The organism is Polynucleobacter sp. AP-RePozz3-80-G7, assembly GCF_018882145.1.
GTDB lineage: Bacteria > Pseudomonadota > Gammaproteobacteria > Burkholderiales > Burkholderiaceae > Polynucleobacter.
This window is the reverse complement of sequence record NZ_JACVPC010000001.1, coordinates 854,040-868,824: the sequence shown is the minus strand read 5'-3', so window position 1 is coordinate 868,824 and position 14,785 is coordinate 854,040. Positions and strand designations below refer to the sequence as shown.

Genomic DNA, 14,785 nt, shown 5'->3' with positions numbered 1-14,785 from the left:
AATAAAGGCCATCATCTGATGGCCTTTATTAATTAATGCTGAACTACTTGAGTTGATTACGCAGGCTGCGCTTCAGTCTCGGTAATTTTTTCTAATGCGGTAGCAAGATGTCCAACTGTACGATCAACATTCGCCAACTTCTCTAAACCAAACAATCCAAGGCGGAAGGTGCGGAAATCTGCACGCTCGTCACACTGCAAGGGAACGCCTGCAGCAGTTTGCATACCCAGAGCAATAAACTTCTTACCAGATTGAATATCAGGGTCCTTGGTGTAGCTAACAACTACCCCAGGAGCTTGAAAGCCCTTGGCGGCAACAGAACTATAGCCTTGAGAAACTAATAGGTTGCGCACTTTTGTGCCCAACTCTACTTGCTTATCCTTCAATGCTGCGAAGCCAAGTGACTGAGTCTCTTTCATCACATTACGCAGAATCTTTAAGGCATCAGTCGGCATGGTGGTGTGATACACATGACCACCCTTTTCATATGCTTCCATGATCTGCAGCCACTTTTTGAGATCCATAGAAAAACTGCTGCTTTGGGTTGCATCAATGCGCTCACGTGCACGATCACCTAGAGCGATCAATGCGCAGCATGGGGAACTACTCCAACCTTTTTGAGGTGCAGTAATTAATACATCGACATTACAAGCTTTCATATCAACCCACATTGCACCAGAAGCAATGCAATCCAATACAAACAAACCATTTACAGAATGCACCGCTTCACCGACTGCTTTGAGGTAATCATCCGGAAGAATAATGCCAGCAGAAGTTTCTACGTGCGGCGCAAATACTACCGCTGGTTTTTCTTTCTTGATGAAGGCAACTACTTCTTCGATTGGAGCTGGTGCAAATACGCCCTGCGTTGAATCTTCTAATTGGTGCCCTTTGATAACCGTCACGTCTTTAGTAATGTTGGCCAAATCAAAGATTTGCGTCCAGCGATAGCTAAACCAGCCATTACGTAAGACTAAGCATTTTTCATTGTTAGCGAATTGGCGAGCTACCGCCTCCATACCAAAAGTTCCGCTACCAGGCACGATGACTGCAGAGCTAGCGTTATAAGCATCCTTAAGGACACTCGAAATGTCGACCATCACGCGCTTGAACTCTTCAGACATGTGATTTAAGGAGCGGTCGGTGTAAACAACCGAGAACTCTAATAAACCATCTGGATCAACATTGGGGAGTAAGCCTGGCATAGTAATTTCCTAGGGATTTCTGTGATTAGCCCTAAATGATACTGATTTAAGGCTTTCTTGGGGGCTGTGGTCCAAAACCCTGCTTAAAAGGGCGTTTTTGCCAGTTTTGGCAGTTTTACTTTTCCTTTTTCGAGGAAATAACAATACCCGCCACAATCAGACCAAAGGCGAGCCCATGAAATAGTTGGGGGGGTTCACCCAGAATGGCGGCCGATAACAGCGCAGTAAATAAGGGTATGAAATTAGCAAAAAAGGCGGCAACCGTAGGCCCCGCCCCATTCACACCTAGGCCCCAGCAACGATAAGCAATTAAGGACGGGCCAATTGCCACGAAGACAATTAAAGAGGCGGTCCACCAATTGAGATCCAGAAAAGCATGCCCAGCTGCAATTTCAAAACCATCAAAAAATCCCGTCCACAACAGACCCACTGTTACTTGCGCCATTAAAAATTCAGCCCATGGCCATTGACGCTCTGAACTAGAACCCGGACGACTCAACATCCAGCTATAAAAAGCCCACAAGATTGTGGCCAACATAATTAAAAGATCGCCCACTACCAATTGCATAGACAGTAAGGCCGCTAGATCTCCACGGGTAAGCACAATACCCACACCTAATAAGCTCACCACTGCGCCAATCATCTGCAAGATGCTAGGCTTTACTTGATAAAACACTGCACCAATGAATAGCATCCAGATTGGCATGCTAGCGCCGATCAAGGTGACGTTAATAGCGGTAGATGTTTGAAGAGCGAGATATAACAGTACGTTGTAACTACCTACCCCGAATAAACCCAAGAGAAGGAAACGTTTCTTGTTTTGCCATAAGGCACTTCCCGGCATCAGCACACGCCAACCCAAAGGAAGCAAAAGTAAGGCGGCTAATCCCCAGCGGACCGCACTTAAGGTAATAGGGGAGATACTTCCAACCAATACTCGCCCGGCGATTGCATTACCCGCCCATAAAGCGGTGGCTATGAGCAAGTAGGCAATTGTGGCGAAATTCAGTTGGTACATACAGAGGGGCTTAATGGGGAAGTAGTTATTTGAGGTCCCCAAGCAAGGGATAACCTAGCATTGTAGAAACAAATCCCCGGTATTGCTAAGATAGAGCTTAAATTAAGCTTTTGCTTCTACAAAATAGCATCAAAAAGAAGGATACATTGTGGCAATCATTACCAATATAGAAGACTTGCGGGTCCTCCATCAAAAGCGCACCCCCAAGATGTTCTACGATTATGCAGACTCAGGATCGTGGACTGAGTCAACATACCGCGCCAATGAATCCGATTTTCAAAAGATTAAATTGCGTCAGCGTGTAGCGGTCAATATGACTAACCGCACTACTAAGACAACCATGGTTGGTCAAGAAGTTGCCATGCCGGTGGCACTGGCACCTACAGGCCTTACTGGCATGCAACATGCCGATGGTGAAATTTTGGCAGCCAAGGCTGCTGAAAAGTTTGGTGTGCCATTTTGCTTATCTACTATGAGTATTTGCTCAATTGAAGATGTAGCGGAGCACACTACAAAACCCTTTTGGTTCCAACTTTATGTCATGAAAGATCGCGGCTTTATTGAGCGTTTGATTGAGCGCGCTAAAGCAGCCAAATGTTCAGCACTGGTTTTAACTTTGGATTTGCAAATCTTAGGTCAACGTCATAAGGACCTAAAGAATGGTCTGTCCGCACCTCCTAAGCTGACAATTGCCAATATGATCAATATGGCGACTAAGCCCCGCTGGTGCTTGGGTATGGCTATGACACCACGTAGAACCTTCCGCAATATTGTTGGTCACGCTACTGGTGTCGGTAATATGTCTTCACTGTCCTCTTGGACTGCAGAACAATTTGACCCGGGCCTCAATTGGGGTGATGTGGAATGGATTAAAAAACTCTGGGGCGGAAAATTAATTATCAAAGGTATCCTAGATGAAGGTGATGCGCGCTTAGCGGCAAACTCTGGCGCCGATGCTTTAATTGTTTCTAACCATGGTGGCCGTCAATTAGATGGTGCGATTTCTAGTATTCAGGCTTTACCTGGAATTGTGAATGCCGTTGGCAAAGATATTGAAGTGTGGATGGACGGCGGCATTCGCTCGGGTCAAGATGTTTTAAAAGCATGGGCCTTGGGTGCGCGCGGCACGATGATTGGCCGCCCGTTCCTATATGGCTTAGGCGCCATGGGTGAAGCTGGTGTCACTAAGTGTTTAGAGTTAATTCACAATGAGTTGGATATCACCATGGCATTCACAGGCCATCGCGATATTCAGAATGTGACTAAAGATATTTTGTATCCAGGAACCTTTTAAATTTTCCCCATCCTCAACCACCCTCTTGCTGTCTTTGGCATCTCACTTATAGTGTTTGCCTTTTCTGTTTGGTTTGGATATGCCGCACTGAGTCGCTATCGCACAAAAGATACTGAGACATCCGCAGATCTTGGCATTATTCAGACGGCTACCTTAACCTTGCTAGCCTTAATTATTGGCTTTACCTTCTCAATGGCTATCAATCGCCATGATCAGCGAGAGATCTTTGAGGAAGGCGAGGCAAATGCCATTGGCACCGAATTTTTAAGGGCTGATCTACTGCCACCAAAGGCGGCTGACGCAACGAAGGGTCTCTTGCTTCAATATGTAGATCAACGTATTTTGTTTTACTCCAAGCAGACCCCAGAAAAGATTGAAGAGATTCGCAGTAAAACAGATCAATTGCAAACTGCCCTCTGGAATGAGATTCTTCCAACTGTTCGCACGCATCACACTGCCTCTATTGCACTAGTTGCCGCGGGTATGAATGATGTTTTGAATTCTCAAGGCTATGTACAAGCAGCTTGGTGGAATCGTATCCCCCTTACGGCCTGGGCATTGATGGCAGCAATCGCTATTTGCGCCAATCTCTTAGTCGGATTTGGCGCTCGGAATTTTGAGAAGAACATCGCTCTATTTATGATCTTTCCTTTTGTTATCTCAGTATCTTTCTTTTTGATTGCTGATATTGATAGCCCACGAGGCGGCGTCATTCGCATTGAAGCGAGGAACTTAGTGGCACTAAAAATTAACTTAAGCCAGCAGATGAAGATTACCAGTCCATCTATCGGCAATCAATAAGCTTCAGCGCAAAGGCGGTCTAAATGAAACGAGTAGTCGATGTTTTTAAAAACCGGGGGCGTGAACTGGTGTGGACTTATGTCATCCACCTTCAGAATGACGAGGAATTCCATCCCGGGCAATTAGATTTCGAAGTTGAAGCTCTTAGACTCTCACAAATAGATAAACGCGGCTTAGTAAATGAGCTTAGCGCTAAAGTCAGACTTAATAACTGAGCTTGAATTCCCTTTTTAAGGGGTAAAGTCCCTGGCATTAATGCTGTTAATGAGATTCATTATCATTTGTGATGAGTCCACTTAACATTCTCATGTAATGCCTAAAACCAAATACCACCCAGCCTCCATATTCTTCCATTGGCTTGTCTTCTTCCTAGTTGTCGCTGCTTTTGCAGTGATTGAGCTCAAAGGACAATTTCCCAAAGGCAGCGAGCCTCGTGAGCTGTGCAAATCAATTCATGGCGTTATTGGACAGCTCATTTTTATAGCTATGGCTCTTCGCCTCATCATCCGTTTGACTTATGGTGTTCCCGAGCCCACAAACCCAAAGACTTTGTTCATCTCATTAGCCAAGGTCATGCATTGGCTGCTGTATGCCCTGCTCTTGATATCGCCTATTTTTGGCATCCTGTATTTTCAGTATGGCGGCAAAGAAATCTACTTTTTTGGCCTGGTGTGGCCTCAACTAGTCACCCCTAATCCAGAGATGAAAAAAGTAGTTGAAGGCATCCATGAATTCCTAGGAAACTCGCTCTACTTTTTGATTGGCATTCATGCTTTAGCAGGCTTGTGGCAACATTACGTCGTAAAGGACGATACACTTCGTCGTATGTTGAATAAAGTTGATGCTTAAAATGAAACCTCTCTCTAAAAAAGCCAAGATGGCAATAGGCTGGACAGTCCTAATGACGGTGGTGGGCACCGCAATGCTGCATCAATGGCAATTTTTTGCTATGGGTTGCGCATCTATTGCCTTTTTACTCGCAGCAAACCAATACGGTCTTCTTAAAGACCCTGAAGACAAAAAATAATCCCGCTTTATTAAGAGCGGGATTTATTAGCAACCCTCCCAGAATCTGGGACTTCTATTACAGAGTTGGGTAATCTGTGTAGCCCACTTCCTCGCCACCATAAAAAGTAGCGCGGTTATATGGATTTAGTGCGGCACCCTGCTGAAATCTCTCTGCTAGATCTGGATTAGAGATATAGAGACGGCCATAAGCTACCGCATCAGCCAAGCCATCTTCTAACACCTTTTCACCCATTGCCTGATCATAGCCACCAGCAGTAATAAATTGTCCTTGATAAGCGGCACGGAACATCTCTGAAGTAATCGGGGCATCTTCCAAGACCTGATCGCCACCACCAGCGCTAGTTGAACGTGGCTCAATCATGTGCACGTAAGCTAAGTTATAGCCATTGAGCTTCTTAATTGCAGCAGTGAATAACGCTACTGGATCGCTATCACCCATATCGTTAAAAGTGCCGTATGGTGAAAGGCGAACTCCTACCTTATCGCTCGGGAATACTTTACTTACAACTTCAATGACTTGACCCAATAGGCGTAGACGATTGTCGATCGAACCGCCATATTCATCCGTACGTTGATTGGTTTTGTCTTGCAAGTACTGATCTAACAAGTAGCCATTAGCCGAGTGAATTTCAATACCATCAAAGCCTGCAGATTTTGCATTTTGTGCCGCTAACTCAAACTCTTTGAGCAAGCGAGCGATATCTTCCAAACTCATCGCGGTTGGCATCTCATAATCATGCAACTTCCAGTCTGCGCCATAGGTTTGACCAGCCGCAGCAATTGCGGAAGGCGCCTCAGGTGCACCCTGCTCTGGATGCAAGGAAGAATGGGAGATGCGGCCTACGTGCCATAGCTGCGCAACAATCGCACCACCCTTGGCGTGAACTGCCTCAACAATCTCTTTCCATGCAGCGGTTTGCTCGGGCGAATAAATTCCAGGCGTCGCTGGGTAACCTTTACCCAATGGAGAAATCTGTGTTGCCTCAGTAATAATGAGTCCGGCACTCGCACGTTGTGCGTAATAGGTTTTCGCTAACGGGTTAGGAACATCACCACCAACAGCACGCATCCGCGTGAGCGGTGCCATCACTAAACGATTTTTTAAATGAAGTGCTCCCAGATTTACCGGGGTGAACATAATTTCTTTGCCTGACATTTGCTGCCTTTTAAATGAGTAAAAAGAGGATTGACTGTAACAAGGATTAACAAATTTTGCTGAGCATGTGATTATGCGGTTCCAAATTGTTCGCGTATGCAATCTGCCAGCGCATTAAATTCTTGAGTGTGCGCGGTAGAAGGTCTTGCAACTAAGGCAATCACTCTCTTGGGCGCTGGTGAGGCCAACTCTTTTGCCACTAACTCAGAGTTATTTAATAGACTACTTTTAACTGCCATTCCGGGAAGTAAAGCAATGCCAAGTCCAGACTCCACCATTTGCAACAAGGTCAACAAGCTAGTGGCTTCCATCCCCTCAGCCTTACGAATGTCAGTGCGCCTGCACGCTTGCAAACTATGCTCTCGTAGACAATGCCCTTCTTCAAGTAGCAAGAGGCGTTCGGCCATCTTGGCAGGTAAGGTCACTTCTTTTCCCTTCAAGGCGGGATCACCTTCTTTCGCAACCAACCAAAAATGGTCGTCAAATAATTCCTGAACGAGAAGACCCTCAACATCATATGGAAGTGCTATCAGAGCAAAATCCAATTTATGCTCAGCTAATCTGGAAAGGAGATTGGCAGTGAGATCTTCTCTAAGTGTGATTTTAAGTTCTGGAAAACGGCTACGAATTTCCGGAAGCACTGTTGGCAATAGAAATGGTGCAATAGTGGGTATGACGCCCAAACGAATTGTGGCAGTCATGGGCTTGCCGGTTGCGCCTGCATACTCCACCAAATCCTCAGATGCCGCCAAGATGAGCTTGGCACGCTCAAGAACCTCCAAACCTATTGGAGTGATGGATACATTCTGTCGATCACGCTCCACCAAATGGATTCCCAGCGCATCCTCCAACTCCTTCAGGCCGGCACTTAAAGTGGACTGGCCAACAAAACAAGCCTGTGCTGCGCGCGTGAAATTGAGTTCTTTTGCCAATGCAACGAAATACCCCAGCTGCCTTAAAGACGGTAAATAGGCCATTTTCCCTCCTTCATCGAATAATTAGATAAATACTATCATAATGATTCATTAGACTGATCAATAAATAAGGTGCACACTGCATCCATAGTTGAGAAAGCAGCAAGGAATACTCAACAAACCGTATGTCTTAATAAAGGAATCAAAATGACACGTCCAGAAATCAAAACTATCCAAAACTTAGAGTCCGCCTTCGCCGGCGAATCTATGGCTCATATCAAGTATCGTTATTTTGCAAAATTAGCTCGCGCTGCTGGTGACGAAGAAACCGCAAAGATCTTTGAAGCTACCGCTGACCAAGAAGTGATGCATGCCTTTGGCCACTTAGATTTACTCTACCCCGCTGGCACCATTACTCCTGCACGTGCCTTGGAGATTGCTATTGAAGGCGAAACCTATGAATACACCGAAATGTATCCATCCTTTCGGGAAACAGCAGTTCAAGAAGGCAATGCTGCAGCCATACAAGAAATCGATGAGCAAATTGCGGAATCTAAAGAGCATGCTGAGCAATTTCAGGCGTTATTGGCAAAAGCAGCAAAACGCTTCGCTGCGTTGGCAAACGTTGAAGAACGTCATGCAAACCATTACAAGCAGGCTTTAGAAAAAGCAAAGGTTTTTGCGGCCCAATAAGATGGGCCCAGAAATAATTAGAAATTAAATTTAAAATCAACAGACTATTTAAGGAATCAAAATGAAAACTTACCAATGTATCGTGTGCGGCTATATTTATGACGAAGCCAAAGGAATCCCAGAAGATGGCATTCCAGCTGGCACACTCTGGGCTGATGTACCAGAAGACTGGGAATGCCCTGATTGCGGTGTAGCAAAAGCAGATTTTGAAATGGTTCAGGTAAGCTAAGGCCACTTCAGCACCCCCTCACCCTGTTTACCTTTTCGTTATTTGGAGAGCCTAGCTTTGGATCAAACCACCCCTCAATTCCAATCCACAATTGTCATTATTGGCAGTGGATTGGCTGGCTACACCGTCATTCGTGAAATCCGAAAATTGGATAAAGCAGTTCCAATTACGCTGGTAACGCGTGAGCCTGGATATTTTTATTCCAAACCTATGCTTTCTACCGCTCTGGCAAGCAAGAAAGAAGCGGCGCAATTAATCTCTACGCCAGCTGATGGCATGGCAACGCAACTAGAAATGACTGTCTTGGGTGAGTGTGATGTCATCTCAATTAATCCTAGTGCGCAAACCATTCAAACTAGTAAAGGTGAAGTACCTTATGGAAAACTGGTAATGGCTTTGGGTGCCGATCAAATTCGTCTCCCACTTCAAGGGAGCGCTGCGAACGAAGTCATCACAGTAAATGATTTGGAAGACTACGCACGCTTTCGTAATGCAATCACCGGAAAAAAGAAGATTGCCATTCTGGGTGCGGGCCTGATTGGCTGTGAATTCGCCAATGATCTTGTGCTGGGAGGTTATGAGGTAGATGTGATTGACTTATCTCCACAAGCTCTGGGTCGCCTTTTGCCTGAAGCTGCAGCCCTAGAGCTGCAGGAGAAACTCAGTGCGGCTGGCGTGCATTGGCACCTATCTACAACCGTGCAAGCAATTGATCGTCATGGGGACGCTTTGCAGGTGACACTAGCCAATGGCAACACAATCTCTTGCGACGTATTTTTATCGGCCGTTGGTCTAAAGCCCAGAATTGAATTAGCTAAAGAAAGTGGCATGAATACAGGAGCTGGCATTCAGGTAAACCGCGAACTCGAAACCAACATTAAAAACATATTCGCAATTGGAGATTGCGCAGAGGTGGACGGCTTAGTCCTGCCTTACGTGATGCCCATCATGCAAGCAGCGAGAGCATTGGCGCCCACCTTAATTGGACAAACCACTGCTTTGACCTATCCTGCAATGCCTGTGATGGTTAAAACACCCGCATTGGCCACGATTGTTTCGCCCCCTGCTAAGGGTGCGCAAGGCAAATGGACTACAACACCAGTTGAAGGCGGTCTAGAAGCACGCTTTGAGTCTAACGATGGAAAGTTATTGGGCTTTGCACTCATGGGTGCAGCCACGGCACAACGTGGCTCCTTGACTAAAGAGCTGCCGTCGATATTAGGATAAATTCATTTAGTTAAGAAAAAGAAAACCCGCTACTTTTATAGAGTAGCGGGTTTTTTTGCAAACTGTCACAGCAAAAATAAACTAGTTGCTTGGTTGCGGGATCGCTCCTGAAACGGGGTACATGGAACAAGCACTTGAGGGATCAGAAAAATATCCACCTGCAGCAGTGAAATAAATTTCATTGCCACCAGCCTTATGACCCAAAACACCTTCATTAATTGGACAACGACAAGTCGCTAATTTGACACCATTCGCAGCAGGCTTTGCGTCAATCGTGCATAAGTAATTCCAACAATTGACTGTTTGGCTACCGGCTGGGCATTGCAGGCCTTTCGGAGCTAAAGTTTGGTAATTAGCGCTTTGTTGTGGCCATTCGGGTAAATTCATCTCGGCATATGACCAAATCGTACCTTTTGAAGGCGGCTTACATGAGCCCTTCATATTGCCCTCATTGACGGCTGCTACACCATGCAAAGTAACGCCTTGTTGGGCAGCCATTTCTCTGGTGATGATTGGACATTTGCAAATTGCCTCGTCATACTCTTTAGTCGTTTTTCCGCCATCTTCATTCACTTTGATTTTCTTACCCGTAGGCTTACAGATAGAGGCCCCACAATAAGCAAAATCACCACTACACTCAGTTAATCCTGCTTTAGTAACACCTTTAGAGGTGCGGGAAGCGTAATATCCTGGGCTGGCATTAGCACGATTATCCCGAACGACGTCATTCGGCTTATTCTCAACCCTATCTACTGTATCTCGGACATCACGATCCCTCGTATCGACTTGAGCAAGCATTAAAGAATTAGCGCTAGGATCGATAGAGGCTGCATTGGCAGACCCCCAAAATGATGTGCAAGTAATGCTCAGCAGGATAGCTGCAGCAGATAAAACTTTTTTCATGGGATTCTCCAAACAATTCATTTCTTAAGAGTAATTTAAATTAATACATTCGTAAGGCAACGTGCAGCAAAAAATCTTTTTTATTTAACTAACAATGAGCTGTGCACTTATTGCAGGAGTTGATCCGGGAAGCCGACTGGCAGCATCTTACATGCTGCTTTGGGATTACTCCAGGTGCTACCAGCGTAAGTTATATAACCTCGATCACCCTTAGCCTTTTGGCCAAATAAGCCCTCGCCATAAGGGCAGCGGCAAGAAGCTGTTTTAATCCCATTTGTTTCTTTTGGGTCTACGGTGCAAATATAACTCCAGCAATTAGATCCTTGAGCCGAGCCTTTGGCAGAACAATTCTGTGATTGAGATGCGGTGGGCCCCATAAAATCACCATTAGGCTGCTCCTGAGGGTAGGTAGTAATTGTTGTAGAGAAGTACGACCAAACCTTTCCAGTCCCAGGCGAGCGGCAAGAGCCCTCCATGTTTCCCTCATTTAGACCAGCAACTCCAACCAAGGGTGAGTTATTTTGTTGTGCAATTTGAGAGGTAATAACAGGACACTTGCAAATTGCTTCTGGATACTGTTTGGTAGTTTTTCCGCCATCTTCTTTAACGGTAATTGTTCTGCCGGTAGGCTTGCAAGTGGAAGAAGCGCATAGGGCAAATTCACCAGCGCAAACCGCCATTCCTCCTTTACCGACACCTCTTTTATCGCCACTAGCATTTCCATCATCACTGCTAATACTGCGGTTGCCATCAACCCTTTGCCGCATATCTCCATTAGAACGAATGTCCATGCGCTGGTCTACCCTATCCCTCAAATTAGGATCACTTTGCGCAACAGCGATCAAACTTAGACCAGCCAGAATGATAGAGAGTGTAATTTTTTTCAACATTTTTCTAACCTTTGTACATTAAGCGGCACGTCTAAAAATAAGGATTTAATAAGTCTAAATGGCAGCTTATTTACCTAGTGAAGTAGATCATATTTGCAGCATCATCAAAGAATTTATTGATTTTTGGCTCAGTCACCCAGCTATCTAGATTTTGATTTAAGGCCGAGCTTGCAAAAGTTCTAAAGTAACTACTGTCCCGATCCAGGGCGAGTAAAGTGCTGTCTAGATTCGTATCCGACTCAGAAGAAATTTGTTTATAAAGCTGCAACGCTCTATAAATGCTCTTTTCTTTGGGGGTTTGGGGTTGATCTTTGCCTGTGTTGGTAGCGGCTTTTGAAATCTCCTCTTCCGACTGTACTTTTCTTGGAGTGACCATGACCAAAACATTCTCCGAATAGAGTTGCTGACTTTTTTGACTAAACAAATATTGAATAATTGGAATGTCTTGAAGCACTGGCACCCCATCGGAATTATTGCCCACCTGACGAGAGGAAAGCCCATCTAAAATCAGTGTTTCCCCATATTTAATTTTTACATTAGCCGTAACTGCATGTTGCTCTTGAGATACGCTCGCATTAAATCCTCCGAGATTTGAGCTGGTACCGGTGACATAGGAGCGGGATACTTTAACAGCTAGCATCATGGATTCTTCGTCCACGAATGTAGGGGTTACTGATAAGCTAACGCCAGTTGGAATATTGGTAATTTGCGCCCCAGATACCCCACCACCATTTAAGCCGGCTGTAATTACCGCGCCCGAGTAGAAGGTAGAAGGTATACGGTCAAGAGCCGTCAAAGTAGGTCTCGCAATCACTTGAGAATTACTTGAGGTTGAATTGGCAATATTCAAGCTATAACTAACCAGACCACTCACGCTGTTAATAGTTGCGCTGGTTGCGTTACCAATACCAATGACACTATTTTGCACCACACCACTCACACTACTTCCGCCTGATGAACCAGTACTACGAAAGGATTGGCTTCCAGCAAACATAGTTAAGCCGGTAAGCAAATTAATCCCACTCTGACTGGATTGCGCATCAACCGTTCGAATTAGTACCGCATCAATTGACGCCATCTTTGGAGGCTTCTTAGCATTACAAGGGCTAGGTAATGGCTCTAAATAGAGCGTCTGGTCCCCAGAAGTCCCGCCTACTGGAACACCGTAACTTCCTCCAGGCGCTTTACCTAAACCAGGCTTTGTATCACAATCAAACCAACGCTGCTGCTGATTCGACATTGAAACCGCAGAATAGGTTCCACCGCCACCCCCACTACTAACCGGCGCAGCCGAAGCGTTAGGCTGAGAAGTTGGCATCCCTGGAGCGCTAGAAGAGCCCGATGAACCCGAAGAACCCGAAGACCCATCGTCACTCGAATCGTCGCTATTCTGATTGTTACTATAGGCGCCTGCTACTCCACTCCTAGAGTCGGAGCTTCTGCCCGCTGAACTAGAGCTATTGCCCTTAGCGCCCTTGGCCACGACAACTCCACCAGCGACCTTCATCATCTTGCCCTGTTGAGATGCGGGATCCTTAAGATTCGCGGGGTTTTGAGCAATATCTAAATCCATGGATTTGAGATTACTCAACTGAGTACCTATATAAGTAACTTGTTGCTTTAATTGGGCAATCTCCTTTGGGTTATCGGAATTTTCTTTTGCGTAGGCATCCAAATTGATGTTGGACTCCGTGGTTTTACCAACAGCTGCATACATTAAAGTCATCAATCGCAATTGATCAACATTCGTTGTGTTGAGCTTTTTCAAACTATCACCGGCCCAGAGCGCGGTCTTAAAGTCCTTTTGCCATAGAGATGATTGCAAGAGACCAAACAACGCATCCTGACTTGAAGGGCTTATGGCATAAGCGCTAATGAAATCCCTACTGGCTTTTGAGTATTCTCTGGAATCAATATGAAGCCGGCCTAATTGAATTAGTGGCAAAGTGTCTGTGCTGTCTAAGGAGGCGGCAAGACCATAGGCAGTTTCTGCTAGCTCTTTATTATCACCCGCATTATTCAAGTACTGTAAGTGGTAGCTAATGCCATTCAAAAGGTGGACTGTAGAATTGCTAGGACTCATCTTTACAGCCGCACTAAATACTTTTTGGGCGTTTTCATAATCACCCTCGCGCAAATACACAAGGCCCTGCTTCACCAACTCATGAGTAATATTTTGTTTTGGGGGGGCAATTTTTTGACTCGTTCCATTGCTGCTCATCTGAGTCATCTGGGTACTTCTTCCGCCCGTGCCAGCACAACCCGAAAGTAGTGTCAGGCAAGCCAATATAGCAATGGAGTGGGACGGCTTTAAAAAAGGTATCAACTTACTCATTTATATAAATTCAGTGCAAATAAAAAAAGGGGGCTCTAACCCGCTCCATTCTAGCTTCTTAATACTAAAAACATAACAAAGTTAAATAGCCTGAATTACATTACCGCTTGATGCCGAGTAAAAGATACGAATGAATAGACGACTTCTAGTTAAAAACAGTGTAATTGGAAAATTGTGAATTTGATGAAGAACTTATGCTCAATTAGCAATATATACTCAATATATCTCAAATAAACCACATGATTATGTCCTCAATTACCCTGAAATCCACAATGCATTTGGCGTGCGCACTCGCGACAGGCCTATTTCTCAATGCTGCCCATTCCCAGCCATCCAACCCCACCCCCACTACCGAGCAAATAATTCAAAGCCTTGAAAAATCAGGTGCATTGGATCGCGCTATCGATAGAGGCATTGAACGCTACAGACAAAAACAAATTAATGCCGCCCAAGCCAAACAACAAAAAGAAGAAGCTCAAAAAGCAGCAATGGCAAAAAATGCGCGGCCAGTTGATGCAAATAAAGACTTTATATATGGAAAGCCAGATGCAGTTATCTCCATCATTGAATATTCAGACTTTGAGTGCCCATTTTGCAAACAGTTCGGAGAGATACCAAATAAGGTAGTCGATTCAATGCCTGATCAAGTTAATCTAGTGTGGCGAAATTTTCCACTCTCGTTTCATGACCCGATGGCTACAAAAGAAGCTGTAGCTACCGTTTGCGCTGCTCAGCAAAGTGGCAATGCAGCCTTCTGGAAATACGCTGACAGCATCTTTAAAACTACCCGCTCTAATGGACAAGGCATGCCAAGCGCTAACGGCGTAGATCCTTTGCTAGCATTAGCAAAAGAGCAAGGTTTGAATGTTGAAAAATTTGATATCTGCCTGCGGTCAGAGGCAGTGGCAAAGCAAGTCAGTGATGATTTAGAAGATGGCTTGAATGCGGGCATTAGCGGGACCCCAGGCGTCATCCTTGTTAACCACAAAACAGGCGCCTTTAATGTTTTGGCTGGCGCAGTACCTGAGGATGTTTTAAAGCAAGAAGTTAAAAATCTATTGAAGAATAAAAAATAAATTATTTAACCCGAA

Annotated in this window: 16 protein-coding genes; 9 read left to right on the top strand and 7 right to left on the bottom strand. The window is 45.1% G+C overall.

Annotation, left to right across the window (positions count from 1 at the left end; translation table 11 throughout):
• Positions 1–56: 56 nt before the first annotated feature.
• Both ICE90_RS04715 and ICE90_RS04710 read right to left on the bottom strand, forming a co-directional pair.
• Positions 57–1,205, bottom strand: a complete 1,149-nt coding sequence (locus ICE90_RS04715) for an aminotransferase class V-fold PLP-dependent enzyme (protein ID WP_216191167.1) — start codon at positions 1,203–1,205, stop codon at positions 57–59.
• A gap of 115 nt (positions 1,206–1,320) precedes the next feature.
• Positions 1,321–2,223: a DMT family transporter gene (locus tag ICE90_RS04710; RefSeq protein ID WP_215321768.1), complete on the bottom strand. Its 903-nt coding sequence runs from the start codon at positions 2,221–2,223 to the stop codon at positions 1,321–1,323.
• 148 nt (positions 2,224–2,371) lie between these two features.
• Here ICE90_RS04710 and ICE90_RS04705 point away from each other — a divergent pair, with 148 nt between their 5' ends.
• From ICE90_RS04705 to ICE90_RS04685, 5 genes are all read left to right on the top strand, one after another.
• The gene (locus ICE90_RS04705; protein WP_215321767.1) at positions 2,372–3,517 is read left to right on the top strand and encodes an alpha-hydroxy acid oxidase; all 1,146 of its coding nucleotides are present in this window, start codon (positions 2,372–2,374) and stop codon (positions 3,515–3,517) included.
• A 51-nt stretch (positions 3,518–3,568) separates the two neighbouring features.
• The gene (locus tag ICE90_RS04700) at positions 3,569–4,318 is read left to right on the top strand and encodes a hypothetical protein (RefSeq protein WP_370624639.1); all 750 of its coding nucleotides are present in this window, start codon (positions 3,569–3,571) and stop codon (positions 4,316–4,318) included.
• A 23-nt stretch (positions 4,319–4,341) separates the two neighbouring features.
• Positions 4,342–4,533, top strand: a complete 192-nt coding sequence (locus ICE90_RS04695; protein ID WP_072582957.1) for a hypothetical protein — start codon at positions 4,342–4,344, stop codon at positions 4,531–4,533.
• A 97-nt stretch (positions 4,534–4,630) separates the two neighbouring features.
• The gene (locus tag ICE90_RS04690) at positions 4,631–5,167 is read left to right on the top strand and encodes a cytochrome b (protein WP_215321766.1); all 537 of its coding nucleotides are present in this window, start codon (positions 4,631–4,633) and stop codon (positions 5,165–5,167) included.
• Between the two features lies 1 nt (position 5,168).
• Positions 5,169–5,345 (top strand): hypothetical protein, encoded by a 177-nt coding sequence (locus ICE90_RS04685; protein ID WP_216191165.1) that lies wholly within the window; start codon positions 5,169–5,171, stop codon positions 5,343–5,345.
• 57 nt (positions 5,346–5,402) lie between these two features.
• On the opposite strand, the gene ICE90_RS04680 is transcribed toward ICE90_RS04685, so the two are convergent.
• The gene (locus ICE90_RS04680; protein ID WP_216191163.1) at positions 5,403–6,503 is read right to left on the bottom strand and encodes an alkene reductase; all 1,101 of its coding nucleotides are present in this window, start codon (positions 6,501–6,503) and stop codon (positions 5,403–5,405) included.
• 71 nt (positions 6,504–6,574) lie between these two features.
• Positions 6,575–7,480, bottom strand: a complete 906-nt coding sequence (locus tag ICE90_RS04675; RefSeq protein WP_216157161.1) for a hydrogen peroxide-inducible genes activator — start codon at positions 7,478–7,480, stop codon at positions 6,575–6,577.
• A gap of 144 nt (positions 7,481–7,624) precedes the next feature.
• Between ICE90_RS04675 and ICE90_RS04670 the strand changes: the two genes are divergently transcribed.
• From ICE90_RS04670 to ICE90_RS04660, 3 genes are all read left to right on the top strand, one after another.
• Entirely contained in the window at positions 7,625–8,110 is a 486-nt protein-coding gene (locus ICE90_RS04670; RefSeq protein WP_216191161.1) for a rubrerythrin family protein, read from the top strand.
• Between the two features lie 61 nt (positions 8,111–8,171).
• A complete protein-coding gene (locus ICE90_RS04665; RefSeq protein ID WP_068321654.1) occupies positions 8,172–8,339 on the top strand; it encodes a rubredoxin in 168 nt (55 codons plus the stop codon).
• 57 nt (positions 8,340–8,396) lie between these two features.
• The gene (locus ICE90_RS04660) at positions 8,397–9,566 is read left to right on the top strand and encodes an NAD(P)/FAD-dependent oxidoreductase (protein ID WP_215321762.1); all 1,170 of its coding nucleotides are present in this window, start codon (positions 8,397–8,399) and stop codon (positions 9,564–9,566) included.
• An 81-nt stretch (positions 9,567–9,647) separates the two neighbouring features.
• On the opposite strand, the gene ICE90_RS04655 is transcribed toward ICE90_RS04660, so the two are convergent.
• The 3 genes from ICE90_RS04655 to ICE90_RS04645 form a co-directional block, all read right to left on the bottom strand.
• A complete protein-coding gene (locus ICE90_RS04655; protein WP_215321761.1) occupies positions 9,648–10,469 on the bottom strand; it encodes a hypothetical protein in 822 nt (273 codons plus the stop codon).
• Positions 10,470–10,576: 107 nt separating this feature from the next.
• Positions 10,577–11,359, bottom strand: coding sequence for a hypothetical protein (locus ICE90_RS04650; protein ID WP_216191160.1), 783 nt, complete (start codon positions 11,357–11,359; stop codon positions 10,577–10,579).
• Positions 11,360–11,429: 70 nt separating this feature from the next.
• Entirely contained in the window at positions 11,430–13,694 is a 2,265-nt protein-coding gene (locus ICE90_RS04645) for a type II and III secretion system protein (protein ID WP_216191159.1), read from the bottom strand.
• Between the two features lie 239 nt (positions 13,695–13,933).
• Here ICE90_RS04645 and ICE90_RS04640 point away from each other — a divergent pair, with 239 nt between their 5' ends.
• The gene (locus ICE90_RS04640) at positions 13,934–14,770 is read left to right on the top strand and encodes a DsbA family protein (protein ID WP_216191158.1); all 837 of its coding nucleotides are present in this window, start codon (positions 13,934–13,936) and stop codon (positions 14,768–14,770) included.
• The last annotated feature ends 15 nt before the right edge of the window (positions 14,771–14,785 follow it).

Excerpts from the sequence above, each read along its gene's own strand:
- ICE90_RS04675 (WP_216157161.1), bottom strand. The coding sequence starts at position 7,480 with ATGGCCTATTTACCGTCTTTAAGGCAGCTGGGGTATTTCGTTGCATTG.
- ICE90_RS04645 (WP_216191159.1), bottom strand. The coding sequence starts at position 13,694 with ATGAGTAAGTTGATACCTTTTTTAAAGCCGTCCCACTCCATTGCTATA.
- ICE90_RS04710 (WP_215321768.1), bottom strand. The coding sequence starts at position 2,223 with ATGTACCAACTGAATTTCGCCACAATTGCCTACTTGCTCATAGCCACC.
- ICE90_RS04685 (WP_216191165.1), top strand. The coding sequence starts at position 5,169 with ATGAAACCTCTCTCTAAAAAAGCCAAGATGGCAATAGGCTGGACAGTC.
- ICE90_RS04690 (WP_215321766.1), top strand. The coding sequence starts at position 4,631 with ATGCCTAAAACCAAATACCACCCAGCCTCCATATTCTTCCATTGGCTT.
- ICE90_RS04655 (WP_215321761.1), bottom strand. The coding sequence starts at position 10,469 with ATGAAAAAAGTTTTATCTGCTGCAGCTATCCTGCTGAGCATTACTTGC.
- ICE90_RS04715 (WP_216191167.1), bottom strand. The coding sequence starts at position 1,205 with ATGCCAGGCTTACTCCCCAATGTTGATCCAGATGGTTTATTAGAGTTC.
- ICE90_RS04650 (WP_216191160.1), bottom strand. The coding sequence starts at position 11,359 with ATGTTGAAAAAAATTACACTCTCTATCATTCTGGCTGGTCTAAGTTTG.
- ICE90_RS04680 (WP_216191163.1), bottom strand. The coding sequence starts at position 6,503 with ATGTCAGGCAAAGAAATTATGTTCACCCCGGTAAATCTGGGAGCACTT.
- ICE90_RS04695 (WP_072582957.1), top strand. The coding sequence starts at position 4,342 with ATGAAACGAGTAGTCGATGTTTTTAAAAACCGGGGGCGTGAACTGGTG.
- ICE90_RS04665 (WP_068321654.1), top strand. The coding sequence starts at position 8,172 with ATGAAAACTTACCAATGTATCGTGTGCGGCTATATTTATGACGAAGCC.
- ICE90_RS04640 (WP_216191158.1), top strand. The coding sequence starts at position 13,934 with ATGATTATGTCCTCAATTACCCTGAAATCCACAATGCATTTGGCGTGC.
- ICE90_RS04670 (WP_216191161.1), top strand. The coding sequence starts at position 7,625 with ATGACACGTCCAGAAATCAAAACTATCCAAAACTTAGAGTCCGCCTTC.